Raw genomic sequence first — 1,494 nt, 5'->3', positions numbered from 1 at the left:
ACTTAAATCCTATAGAAAAAATGTGGTCACGAGTAAAAATGATTCGCAATAAGTTTAGAGTTAAAGATATTGATAAATTGTTTAAAGATTACTGTAATGATTTATTTGGTATTTAGCTATAGTTAAATGCAAACCAAACATTATTTGACGCTTAGTGATGCTGAGTTTTTATTAGATCAAGCTCATCATTATGCTGTTCAGAACAGTTTTAATGTAAGTATTGCTGTAGTAGATGAAACGGGTAATTTGCTTACGATGAAACGTATGGATGGTGCAGCACCAATGACTGCAAATCTGGCCATCGAAAAAGCCAAATGCTCGGCAATGAGCCGTCATCCATCCAAGCTCTTTGAAGATATTATCAAAAATGGACAAATGGGTTTTCTGACCATGGAAAGTTTCTCAGGAATGCTGGAAGGTGGCGAGCCGATTATGTATGAAGGGGAGTTAGTCGGTGCGATGGGCGTATCAGGTGTAAAATCCTTTGAAGATGCGGAAATTGCACAACAGGCGATTGAAAAGTTTTTGGCGCAGGTTAAAGTCTAAAATCAGTTATATTTTTTAATAAAATTAAATATTAAAGTGTAATTTTGATTAAAACTTAATTGTGGAATGTAAAGAATCAACAAAAGCCCAATAATTTGTAATTTGGGCTTTTAATCGAGTCATAAGCCAATGAATTAAAATTAATTAATTTTAAAATTTTATGTGACGTGCATTATGTTAATTTTAGAGAAATTAAAAAATAGTCTTTACTCAAAAAATACATATGAAAATAATCGACCTACACCATATCCTCTACCCAATGGTGACATATTATCCAAGCAATGATGAGGTCATTAGCTACGGACTCGATTCTGATATAACAATTCATTTAGAAAAATCCAGAAATAGTCAGCAATGGTGTTTGAGCTTCATTGAAAGAGGGGTCTTAAGGGAAGATACTTTATATTTTACAAATGAGTATGTGGCTTGCTTGGGATTCTTAAAAATTGCAACTAAGATAGTTTCGGATATTCAAGATGAAATGAAAGTATTAGATTATCGTGAAGGGGTATGGTATTTATTAGAAAAACAGCAAGAATTCTTCTTGGACGTACAATGCGATCTTCGCCATTATAGTTATTCTTGGAATATAAAGTTAGATTTAAAGGAGATTCTTGAATATAGGGCAAAAGGGAGGAAATGCCTTGATGATCTTGCTGAAAAGATCTATTCATCTCAACCATTCTATGAAGATTCTATTTTTCATTTTCGTAAGTTAGATCAGAATATTAGTGCTGAAGAAGAAAAGGCAATTATAAAATTTAATCAAAAAAGAGCTGAAAAAGAGCTGAATATGTTAAAAAACACTATAAGTCTTTTACAAAATTCAGAGGTGGTCCCACATGTTTGAACAACTAAAAGCTTATTTATAAGTGATACTCTGCTCTAGTTAAGCTACCTTATTTTGTTGTGGTAGCTGGTCATAGTAAAACTCATCTGGAGTCATTT

The 1,494-nt window shown here is 32.5% G+C and carries 2 protein-coding genes; both read left to right on the top strand.

Going from position 1 to position 1,494, the window contains the following annotated elements; genetic code table 11:
- Positions 1-126: 126 nt before the first annotated feature.
- Positions 127-546, top strand: a complete 420-nt coding sequence (locus HLH16_RS15495; RefSeq protein WP_171529992.1) for a GlcG/HbpS family heme-binding protein — start codon at positions 127-129, stop codon at positions 544-546.
- 223 nt (positions 547-769) lie between these two features.
- The gene (locus HLH16_RS15490) at positions 770-1,396 is read left to right on the top strand and encodes a hypothetical protein (RefSeq protein WP_171529991.1); all 627 of its coding nucleotides are present in this window, start codon (positions 770-772) and stop codon (positions 1,394-1,396) included.
- The last annotated feature ends 98 nt before the right edge of the window (positions 1,397-1,494 follow it).

This window comes from Acinetobacter sp. ANC 5378, from assembly GCF_013004315.1.
GTDB lineage: Bacteria > Pseudomonadota > Gammaproteobacteria > Pseudomonadales > Moraxellaceae > Acinetobacter.
The sequence above is the reverse complement of the archived record's forward strand: the minus strand, read 5'-3'. Positions and strand labels throughout refer to the sequence as shown.

Coding starts and splice junctions, on each gene's coding strand:
- HLH16_RS15490 (WP_171529991.1), top strand. CDS start 770: ATGAAAATAATCGACCTACACCATATCCTCTACCCAATGGTGACATAT.
- HLH16_RS15495 (WP_171529992.1), top strand. CDS start 127: ATGCAAACCAAACATTATTTGACGCTTAGTGATGCTGAGTTTTTATTA.